Raw genomic sequence first — 9,114 nt, 5'->3', positions numbered from 1 at the left:
CAGAGTTATGAAATTGATTCACTTATGAAAAGATTCCAGAAACCTTAAAGAAAGAACGAAAGGGGGCGATTTCTTCAACGCGCCCTAACACTCACCTTTGCTTTATAGACAATATAAAAAGCCATCCCTCAGGATGACTTGAACAGCGATATTTGAATGCCTTCAACCGACGGCGGGCGAAGAATGATTGAACTGCCCAATTCTTCTACCGTGTAATCCTTTAAATACTCTTCTACATCTTGCGCATGCTCCGCAACCGCTTCTCTTATAAGCTCTTTGATTATTAATGAACTTCTTTTTTGATTTAATACTACTCCATTGACTGTAAGATTCACCTAAAACCCTCCTATGTATATACTACAAAGATAGCATAAATTTATTAACAGTAAACGTATATAAGGACCTAATGTTTTTTAAAAAAATTTACGAATTTTAGTAATTTCACATCTTTTGATATATAAAGTGATTTAAAATACCTATTTCACCCCAGATTTATAATACCTAACACTTGCCAATCACGTATTTCTGACAATGAAAAAACTACCCATAATGGGTAGTTTTTGAACTTACAGTTTCTACTTTTCTTTGTGTAACACAACATCATCAAACAGCCCTGGCACCAATCGGTTGACTGCAAAGCTTTGCGTCAGGCCGCAATGGCCGCAGCCGGTGACAATCAATGGAAACTTGCCGGATGCCGCTTTCCCAAGAAACAATAATTCCTCTACAATGACCGGTTCTTTCTTACCACATGCCGAGCACACTTTACTGACACCTTTGTCATTCAAGGTTTTCGAAATAATTTCCAGCTGTTCTTTGGTGAGTTTCATGTTTTTCACCATCCTTTACTATGGAAGTTCTACTCGTTTTTATCATATTCTTTATTGATGAAATCAAGCATTTGACTGAAAATGTCGTATTCGAACCATTCATACGATGTATCCTGATCGTATTTTCCGCCTTCTTTGAGTTCCAGGTTATTAGAGGAGAGCTGAACAATCTGTGTATCTTCCAGCTTTTCTTCCTGCTCTGTTAATTTTTGGCCAGCAAACTGATTGGCCACTTTCGCATAAAAGGCATCCCGTTTTTGGCGGTCTTCAAACTCCCAGGATTCATACTTTCCGCTATACAAAATCTCCATCGAATAAACACTGTTTTCCATTTCCAAATCCCCCCAGATGTTGCTCCCGTATTTTCTATCGTTTAGGAGCACTTTACCTCTTAATGGACAATCGGAAACATTGAATTGGTCCTAAAGCAGAAAAAAAGCCGGCGACTTTTCAGTCACCGACCCAATTCCCTATTCTTCTTTCATCGCTTGGCGCGCTTCGGTCATCTGTTTCCAAACGGAACCTTTTGCATCTTCGCCTTGCTCAATGCGCGCAATCGCCATTTTGATCTGCAATTTCACTTCAAACTCCGGATCGTCTTGTGCATCCTTAAGCGCTGGCAAAGAAGCCTCTGTTCCCGTTTCGTAAAGGAACATCGCTGCTCTCCAGCGAACCAATTTGTTTTTATCTTGCAAAGTTTCCATCATGATCGGTTCAAATTCCTCGAACCCCAGATCACTGATGGTGTCGCCCGCTGTTCTGCGGACAGCCCAGCTCTTGTCTTTCATTGCCCGCTCGACGTAAGGCACCACGGCCTTGTCCTTGATGTCTCCAAGGAAGATGGCTGCCTGGCGGCGAATGGACATTTTTTCATCATCCAATGCAAGCGACAGCAACGGCAGATCGTCAACATCCGCTTCGATCATTTGATCGAGCAGCTGGAAACGGGTCTCCCAGTCAGGAGCATTAAATTCTTCCGCTGAAATTCTGCGGCCGCGCGGTGCCGGCTCAGGCTGCTCGGTGTCTTGTTTCGCGGTCAGGGCATCCAGGCGCTCCTGGGGATAAGCGGCTTCGATTTCTTCGACCATGCTTTTGCCGATTTCGCCTTTATCGCCGTAGCGGACGCCATAATCTGCCCATTTCCGCTGCAGCAGGTAGTTTTCTTCTGTCGGGTCCATGACCAGCTGCATCGCCGTGACAAAGCGTTCCGGCATGCCAAAACGTTCTTCTGAGCTGTTATCGAAAACTTTGACCTGCAGCGGAATCCCTTTGAACTCCTGAACATGGACATAAACTTCCCCGTAATGCTCATCCAATTCGATTTCTTCACTGCTGTGTTCACGGTCTTCACCGAACACATTGCGTACTTGTGCCAGGATCGCTTCCCAGTCAAACTTGGAGATGCGTTCGACCGCCAAAAAGTCGGCGACGTGGTAAACGCCTTTCACGCCGTCGATTTGCAGGAGCTCCTGAACTTCTTTCGGAGCACCTTCCAGGTTATCTTTATGGTAGTTATGGCTTTTGCCAAACGGCAATTCCTGATCGATGACCACTTTCATCGTATTCGGGCTTGGTGTTGGTTCAATGGTAATGATTTTCACAAAAAATCCCTCCTGCAATTAGTAGATCATGCTTCCGCGATTTCCTGAAGATCGGTCCAGCGTTCGATTAATGCATCATACTCGGCTGTCAGTGCGTTGACTTCTTCGGTCAGTTTTTGCAGCTTATCGTAATCTGCACCCGCCAGAGCCATTTCCTCTTCGCGCGCTTCGATTTTCGCTTCCGCTTCTGCAATCTTTTCAAGAATGCCGTCGTATTCCTGCTGTTCTTTATAAGTTATTTTCTTTTTGGGTTTTACCGGCTCAGCCGCAATGGTTTCGACAAGCTCTTGTTCAGCCAGAGCAACCGGGTTGTTTTTTTCCTTGATGAATTCAGAGTATAAGCCCTGATATTCTTCAATTTGGCCCGTTCCTGTCGTCCATAATTTCCGCGCGATGCGGTCAAGGAAAAAGCGATCATGTGAAATTGTGATAACGACGCCTGGGAAGTTTTCCAGGAAATCCTCCAAAACAGAGAGGGTCTGGATATCCAGATCGTTTGTCGGCTCATCCAGGAACAGGATATTCGGCTGTTCCATTAATAATTTCAATAAATACAGGCGCTTTCGCTCGCCACCCGACAATTTGCCGATTTGCGTGCCATGGCCGTTGGATGGGAACAGGAAGCGTTCGAGCATCTGTGTTGCAGACAGACGAACCCCTTTTTCGGCTTCAAAATCACTGGATGTTTCCTGAATGTATTCAATCATCCGCTGTGATTCGTCCATTTCCGGCAAATGCTGCGTAAAATGAGCAATCTTAACCGTACTCCCGTATTCCATCTTGCCGGTGGTCGGTTCCAGTTCGCCGGCCAACATTTTCATCAATGTTGATTTGCCGGCACCATTTGGCCCGACGATTCCGATGCGGTCTCCGCCCTGTAATAGGAAATCAAAGCCACTGAAGATCTGCTTGTCGCCAAAAGCGACGCCCATATCCTTGCCTTCGATGATCTTTTTGCCAAGACGCTGGCTTTGCATCGATAGTTCCAATGAAGTATTGTCGTTTACTTTTTGAACATCTTCTTTGATTTCATCAAAACGCTGAATCCGCGCTTTCTGTTTTGTCGAACGGGCTTTCGCACCGCGGCGAATCCATTTCAATTCTGAACGGAAACGGTTTTCGAGTTTCTGCTGGGACGAAGCGTTCATTTCGTCGCGAATCGCTTTGTTTTCCAGATAGTCCCCGTAGTTTCCTTTATGGGTATACATGGTCTGGTCGGCAATTTCGAAAATATGCGTAGAAACGGCATCGAGGAAGTAACGGTCATGTGTAACAAACAACATCGCCGAACCCATACGCAATAAAGTTTCCTGAAGCCATTCCGTTGAAACGGCGTCCAGATGGTTGGTCGGCTCATCCAAAAGGATCAAGTCCGCTGGTTCAATCAGGGCTTTAGCGAGCGCGACACGTTTGCGCTGGCCGCCTGACAATTCACTGATCACCTGATCATACATATCGATTCCCAGTTTAGATAAAGCTGTTTTCGCCATGGCATTGATGTCCCATGCGTTTTCCTGCTCCATTTTTTCCTGTATATCCATTAATTCGTCTTGCAATTGAGTGGAACTTGAATCGACCATCATATTTTTTAAAGCATTTTCATAGGCGCGGTTCAACACCAGTATCGGTGAATCACCCGAGAATACCGTTTCAAGTACAGTCAGTGACTCATCGAATTCAGGCTCCTGCATCAAATACGTAATCCGGTATTTTTTCGGGTGGTCCATAACGATCTTGTCCGCATCCATTGTTCCGGCCAAAATAGACATCAAAGTCGATTTCCCTGTTCCGTTTACACCGATCAATCCAGCGCGTTCTCCTGGATACAATGAAAATTCGACATCCTTGAATAATGTTTTGGCTCCAACTGTTTTAGTTAATTTCGTAATATTTAAGTGGCTCATTTATTCCCATCCGTTTCTGTTTGTAGTTGCTCTAAGAAGGATAGCATAAATTCATGGCGTTCTTCAGCCATCTGCTTACCAGTTTCCGTAGTCATTTGATCTTTCAGCAGCAAAAGCTTTTCATAGAAATGCGTGACACTGCTTGTTTGCGCTTCCCGGTATTCCTGTTCAGTCATTTCTGTGCGTGCTTTTTCGTTCCAGTCGTACAGTTTTCGTTCTTTGGCTCCGCCGTAAGCAAACGCCCGCGCGATACCGATTGCCCCAATGGCATCCAACCGGTCAGCATCCTGGACGATTTTCGCTTCGATGCTTGTGGCCGGTTTGCCATTGCCGCCTTTGAAGGACACCGATGCAATAACTTCCTGGACCCTTTGCCGCTGGGCGTCCGGAAGCTCTAGGCGACCCAGGATATCCTGCTCCAAATTTTCCTCAGGCTTTCTATATTTCGGGTCCGAAACGTCGTGCAGCAACACCGCGAGTTCGACGATGAAGGCATCTGCCTCTTCCTGCTCCAAAATCGTTTTGGCGTTCTTCATGACGCGCTCAATATGCTGCCAGTCATGACTGGCATCAAACTGTTCATAAATTTTCTTCACTTCACTTTGGCATTGACTGAACTTTTCCTGCTCCATACTTCCGCTCCTATCGCCTGTTTCTTCTATTATAACCTGAAATCACATCAGAATGCCTGTATTCCCAACGATTATTGACGTTTTCATGTCCTTCATGTATAGTATAGCCATCCATAACATGGCGTCTATAGGTCCATGGCATACTCAATAATAGGGGGAACTCGCATGCACCAGGGAACAGTGAAATGGTTTAACTCAGAAAAAGGTTACGGATTTATTGAGTATAATGACGGTGATGACGTATTTGTCCATTTTACAGGCATACAGGGCGATGGGTTTAAGACATTGTCCGAGGGCAAGACCGTGTCATTCGATATTATTGATGGCAACCGCGGACCACAGGCTGCAAATGTTATACAGATCGATTCAGAATAAAACAATAGAAAAAAGCAGGGACGGATTTTCCGTCCTTGCTTTTTATATTGAATAAAATAGTCTCATTATTGATTATCACTGGTTCCAACTTTATTGAGCTCATTTCCGAGAAATTGCAATTGGGTGCCGACTGTACAGTTGCTGATGCAGAATCTGTGGGCAGCGGTTTTCCCTTCATCTTTGCGAATTTGGGTTCTCACAAAGCAGCCTTCACAATATGCAGTCAGCATTTCGTCAATTTCGTTGATAATAGAAACTTTTTTCACTTTGTCACCTCTTAGCAAATCGTCATTTCCTCATTCTACTACGCATTTGTTTTTTATTCCAACAATAGTTATACTAACTGAGGACATTTCCCGGTACCAAGCGGTTCGCAAATTCCCGCTTCACCAAAACTAAGGAGGAAGTTTTTTTGTTTAATGAATTTTGGGGACTCGGCTTTGCCTTGTTCAATTTCGTACTCTTATTGATTATGTATAAATTTTTTGGCAAGACCGGCTTGTTTGCCTGGGTGGCTATTTCCACTGTACTGGCCAATATCCAAGTCACCAAGACCATCGAGATTATCGGCTTGACGGCAACGTTGGGCAATAGCCTGTATGCATCAACTTTTCTGGCCACAGATATTTTGAATGAAAAGTATGGCAAAAAAGAAGCGAAAAAAGCGGTTTGGCTCGGCTTCTCTTCCCTGCTGATCATGGTGCTGGTCATGCAGTTCGGGCTCAAGTTCATCCCGGCTGAAAGTGATTTCGCGCAAGGCTCTTTGGAAACGATTTTCGGACTGATTCCGCAAATCGCCATCGGCAGCATGGTAGCCTATCTTGCCAGCCAGCATTTAGATGTCCTCATCTTCAGTGCGCTGCGCAAAATGTTTCCGAAAGACAGCCAATTTTGGATTCGCAACAACGGTTCGACACTGATCAGCCAGCTCTTGGATACACTGATCTTCACTTCCATCGCTTTTTGGGGCGTGTTCCCGTTCGATGTTTGGCTCCAGATTTTCATCTCGACCTATGTACTGAAGTTTATTGTCTCCATACTGGATACGCCCTTTGGCTATTTAGCGAAAATAATCAAACCCATTGACGAAAAGTAGGTGATCCAATGCTGGAAGTGTTTGTGGATGCCGCAACTGCAGGAGATCCATCAGTCAGCGCAGTCGGCGTTTTTATACGAGGTGAAGGCCATTTGATCCACTGGAGCGAATATGTGGGGGAAATGGACAATCATACTGCGGAATTTACCGCGCTGATAAAAGGCTTGGAGCTTGCCAAAGGCTTGTCATCGGGCATGGTGTCGATCAAGTCCGATTCCCAGGTCACGGTGGACGCGTTTGAAAGAGGATCAATCAAAAATCCGAAGTTTAAACCGTTGCTGGCCCGAGCGCTGGAGCTTGGCGGCCAATTCGAATATTGCTTTATCAAGTGGATTCCAGACTCCCAGAACCGGGCAGCGGACGCGTCAGCGAGAACCAGGCTGCGCAAACACAAATAATATGTCCAATCTGTAGCAGCCGCCCTTTTCTTTTATGGGCGGTTGTTTTGGTTTCTATGCATACTCTTCAGCGAAAGTCTGATAAGATTAAGTTATTATGTTTTATTGGAGGAAGCTCATGAGAACTAAACTTGGCACTGCGCTCGACATCTTCATTCTCGTCATCGGACCGTGGATCATTTACACGCGAATCGTTGAAATCATGCAAAACGGCGCTTCGCTCTACCCTGTGGTTTCAGTGGTTATCGTGACTGTCGCACTGATTTTCTCCATCTATAACTTGTATTTGCTGGTTACCCGGAGACAGCAGGACAACACCAAAAAATAAGTTGAAAAGAGGCTTTAACCGTGAAATGGGTTTTGTTTTATCTTATTCCGCTGCTGGTTTTTGCGGTGGTCAACAATGTGGTTGCTGAATTATCGTGGCCCCATTACCTTGTATTGCTGCTGGCTTTTCTCACTTTCCAGCTGGCCCGCATGCGTTACCCGAAAGATGCCATTCCAACTATTGCCAAAATCACACAAGCGGCCTTTTACATACTGACCGTCGCGACGATTTTCCGTGATGAGTTTCTGGATCCGTTGATCATTAATGTGCTGCTTGCCGTCACATTGGCAATCGTGATAGTGGAATTTATCCAGAACCGAAAAAAGCCAGCCTAAAACGGCTATAGACCCCATTGTGACTCGAATAGTCTGAGTCTCACTGGGGTCTTTTTTTTGTGCAGGTAGATTTATTTTGAAATTTTTTGAGTCTTTGTTATAAAAGCGTTATTTTTCCACATCGCTTCGGCCAAGCCCGTGGACTCCCCGGAGTTTAGCTATGAAACATATTTAAAATACCGCACAAATGGAAATATGCTCTTATTGCACTGTCGTCTAGTTCATTAAGAGAGGTGAATGAAGTATGTTCGAGGGGTGATAGACTTATCACGAAATCATTTCCTAAACAGTAGTCTTGATATTTATCCGACTTCCTTCTATCAAGCGGCCGTCTGGAGCGATTTCTTCAGCTTTGCTTTTCTGAAGCCGAAATAATTTTTCAAAGTCCACTACCCTGTACTTTTTATTTAGTGAAAAACCAGGCCAGCACTAAGGCAATCGCAACGATTCCCCAGGTCATGATGCGGATGAGGTTTTTCTTTTTGCGTATTTCTTCTTGTTCCTTGACGTCTTTCAACAACGGCATGGAGTCACCTCCTCTAACTGTATTATTTCCTATCAGTGTACGATTCAATTATGATGGAAAAAAGGAGGTTTTCTTCGTGAGAAAAATTTTTGTACCCTCGCTTTCCCTATTGTTGCTGGCAGGCTGCAACAATGCCGCGCCGAATCCGGAAGAAGCCACTGCCCCTTTCGAAGCGGTTGCCACAGAACTCGAGGCTCCTTGGGACATCAATAAGACCGGCCAAGAATTTTACATTTCGGAACGGCCCGGCAGTGTTGCCCATATAGCTGAAGATGGTACCATGACGCGTCAGGAAGTCAACTTTTCCGATGCTCTTTCCGGTGCTGCAGAGGCAGGCTTTTTAGGCTTTGTTCTGAAGCCGGATTTTGAAGAAAGCCAGGAAGCCTATGGCTACTATGTCTACGAGCGTGACGGCAATGACTACAACAAAATTGTTACCCTGGTTTTAGAAGACGGCCAATGGCAGGAAAATAGAGTTCTGCTCGAAGGAATCCCAACCGGCAATGTCCACCATGGCGGCCGCCTGGAGTTGGATGCAGATGGCACCTTATTTGCGACAATTGGCGATGCATCCACTCCGGATCTTGCACAGGATTTAGGATCGGTCAATGGCAAAATACTAAAACTCAATAACTCCAACGAATTTGAAATTTATTCGCATGGCCACCGCAATCCGCAGGGCATCACCTGGGATGAAGAGACCATGTATGCCTCTGAACATGGCCAATCGGCCAATGATGAAATCAATATCATAGAAGAAGGCAATAATTACGGCTGGCCGACCATCGAAGGCGATGAGACGGAAGAAGGTATGGAATCGCCCTTCTTCACTACAGGCTCTGACGAAACCTGGGCTCCGAGCGGAATGGATATGCATAACGGATCCCTTTATGTCGCTGCACTACGCGGAACAGCCATCAAGGTTCTGGATCCTGAAACTGCTGAAGTATTGGACTCGATTGAAGGATTTGGCCGCGTCCGGGATGTCTTTTCAGACGGCGACTTCCTTTATTTTATCACCAATAATACAGATGGGCGCGGAACGCCTGTAGACGGCGATGACCATCTCTATAAATTAAATGAATAGCA

14 protein-coding genes are annotated in these 9,114 nt (G+C 45.3%); 6 read left to right on the top strand and 8 right to left on the bottom strand.

Going from position 1 to position 9,114, the window contains the following annotated elements; translation table 11 throughout:
- Positions 1-128 precede the first annotated feature (128 nt).
- From J7I83_RS03045 to J7I83_RS03020, 6 genes are all read right to left on the bottom strand, one after another.
- Positions 129-335: a hypothetical protein gene (locus tag J7I83_RS03045; RefSeq protein ID WP_215099209.1), complete on the bottom strand. Its 207-nt coding sequence runs from the start codon at positions 333-335 to the stop codon at positions 129-131.
- Between the two features lie 240 nt (positions 336-575).
- Positions 576-830 carry a hypothetical protein gene (locus tag J7I83_RS03040; RefSeq protein WP_215099208.1) on the bottom strand — a complete coding sequence of 85 codons (255 nt, stop codon included), beginning with the start codon at positions 828-830 and terminating at the stop codon, positions 576-578.
- Positions 831-859: 29 nt separating this feature from the next.
- Entirely contained in the window at positions 860-1,162 is a 303-nt protein-coding gene (locus J7I83_RS03035; RefSeq protein WP_215099207.1) for a hypothetical protein, read from the bottom strand.
- A 138-nt stretch (positions 1,163-1,300) separates the two neighbouring features.
- Entirely contained in the window at positions 1,301-2,431 is a 1,131-nt protein-coding gene (locus tag J7I83_RS03030; protein WP_215099206.1) for a conserved virulence factor C family protein, read from the bottom strand.
- Positions 2,432-2,457: 26 nt separating this feature from the next.
- Positions 2,458-4,335, bottom strand: coding sequence for an ABC-F family ATP-binding cassette domain-containing protein (locus J7I83_RS03025; protein WP_215099205.1), 1,878 nt, complete (start codon positions 4,333-4,335; stop codon positions 2,458-2,460).
- Positions 4,332-4,967, bottom strand: coding sequence for an HD domain-containing protein (locus J7I83_RS03020; protein WP_215099204.1), 636 nt, complete (start codon positions 4,965-4,967; stop codon positions 4,332-4,334). Before J7I83_RS03020 ends, J7I83_RS03025 begins: the two co-directional genes overlap by 4 nt.
- A gap of 165 nt (positions 4,968-5,132) precedes the next feature.
- On the opposite strand from J7I83_RS03020, the gene J7I83_RS03015 reads away from it, so the two are divergent.
- Positions 5,133-5,342 carry a cold-shock protein gene (locus J7I83_RS03015; RefSeq protein ID WP_215099203.1) on the top strand — a complete coding sequence of 70 codons (210 nt, stop codon included), beginning with the start codon at positions 5,133-5,135 and terminating at the stop codon, positions 5,340-5,342.
- A 65-nt stretch (positions 5,343-5,407) separates the two neighbouring features.
- Here the strand turns inward: J7I83_RS03015 and J7I83_RS03010 are convergent, their stop codons facing one another.
- Entirely contained in the window at positions 5,408-5,608 is a 201-nt protein-coding gene (locus J7I83_RS03010; protein WP_215099202.1) for a zinc-finger domain-containing protein, read from the bottom strand.
- Positions 5,609-5,754: 146 nt separating this feature from the next.
- Here J7I83_RS03010 and J7I83_RS03005 point away from each other — a divergent pair, with 146 nt between their 5' ends.
- From J7I83_RS03005 to J7I83_RS02990, 4 genes are all read left to right on the top strand, one after another.
- Positions 5,755-6,438 carry a queuosine precursor transporter gene (locus J7I83_RS03005; RefSeq protein ID WP_215099201.1) on the top strand — a complete coding sequence of 228 codons (684 nt, stop codon included), beginning with the start codon at positions 5,755-5,757 and terminating at the stop codon, positions 6,436-6,438.
- A gap of 8 nt (positions 6,439-6,446) precedes the next feature.
- Positions 6,447-6,836 carry a ribonuclease HI family protein gene (locus J7I83_RS03000; RefSeq protein WP_215099200.1) on the top strand — a complete coding sequence of 130 codons (390 nt, stop codon included), beginning with the start codon at positions 6,447-6,449 and terminating at the stop codon, positions 6,834-6,836.
- Between the two features lie 118 nt (positions 6,837-6,954).
- Positions 6,955-7,164, top strand: a complete 210-nt coding sequence (locus J7I83_RS02995) for a hypothetical protein (RefSeq protein WP_215099199.1) — start codon at positions 6,955-6,957, stop codon at positions 7,162-7,164.
- A 20-nt stretch (positions 7,165-7,184) separates the two neighbouring features.
- Positions 7,185-7,499 (top strand): hypothetical protein, encoded by a 315-nt coding sequence (locus J7I83_RS02990; protein WP_215099198.1) that lies wholly within the window; start codon positions 7,185-7,187, stop codon positions 7,497-7,499.
- Positions 7,500-7,902: 403 nt separating this feature from the next.
- Here J7I83_RS02990 and J7I83_RS17955 read toward each other — a convergent pair whose 3' ends face one another.
- A complete protein-coding gene (locus J7I83_RS17955) occupies positions 7,903-8,025 on the bottom strand; it encodes a hypothetical protein (RefSeq protein ID WP_285228664.1) in 123 nt (40 codons plus the stop codon).
- 76 nt (positions 8,026-8,101) lie between these two features.
- Between J7I83_RS17955 and J7I83_RS02985 the strand changes: the two genes are divergently transcribed.
- Positions 8,102-9,112 carry a PQQ-dependent sugar dehydrogenase gene (locus tag J7I83_RS02985; RefSeq protein ID WP_215099197.1) on the top strand — a complete coding sequence of 337 codons (1,011 nt, stop codon included), beginning with the start codon at positions 8,102-8,104 and terminating at the stop codon, positions 9,110-9,112.
- Positions 9,113-9,114 lie beyond the last annotated feature (2 nt).

The organism is Planococcus sp. ISL-110 (genome assembly GCF_018613575.1).
GTDB lineage: Bacteria > Bacillota > Bacilli > Bacillales_A > Planococcaceae > Planococcus.
This window is presented reverse-complemented; position numbering and strand designations above follow the sequence as displayed.